Annotated in this window: 1 protein-coding gene; it reads left to right on the plus strand. The window is 63.9% G+C overall.

Going from position 1 to position 462, the window contains the following annotated elements:
- The coding region (locus tag EOA22_RS37045) for a sugar ABC transporter permease (protein ID WP_164756353.1) at positions 1-408 on the plus strand (408 nt) is incomplete at its 5' end.
- Between the last annotated feature and the right edge of the window lie 54 nt (positions 409-462).

The following is a 462-nucleotide window of genomic DNA, read 5'->3' on the forward strand; positions in this document are numbered from 1 at the left end:
TCTCGTGGGCTCGGCTTCCCCACCCTGGTGCTGCTGGCCGGCATGCAGCGCGTCAGCAAGGAAGTCATCGAGGCTGCCCGTCTCGACGGCGCCGGCGACTATGTGCTGATGACCAGGATTATCTGGCCGCTGATTGCGCCGAGCGTCACCATCGTCACCATCCTGACCTTCATCGGCAGCTTCAACTGGTTCGAAATCCCCTATGTCATGGCTGGCCTCACCGGTTCGCCCGGCGGCGCGACAGATGTGCTCGGCCTCTATTTCTACCGCACCGCCTTCGGTTCGACGACGACCGGGATCCAGGATTTCGGCCAGGGCAGCGCGCTGGCCGTGATGATGTTCATCATCGTTGCAGGCGTCACTGCAATCGCGCTTCGCTACCTGCGCCGTCGCGAGATCGAGCTGTGAGCGCGACAGCCCGCACCGGGCAACCCGCCGAGTTGCTGAAGAATGGCGCCATCC

It is taken from the genome of Mesorhizobium sp. M7A.F.Ca.US.014.04.1.1 (assembly GCF_003998745.1).
GTDB classification, from domain to species: Bacteria; Pseudomonadota; Alphaproteobacteria; order Rhizobiales; family Rhizobiaceae; genus Mesorhizobium; species Mesorhizobium ciceri.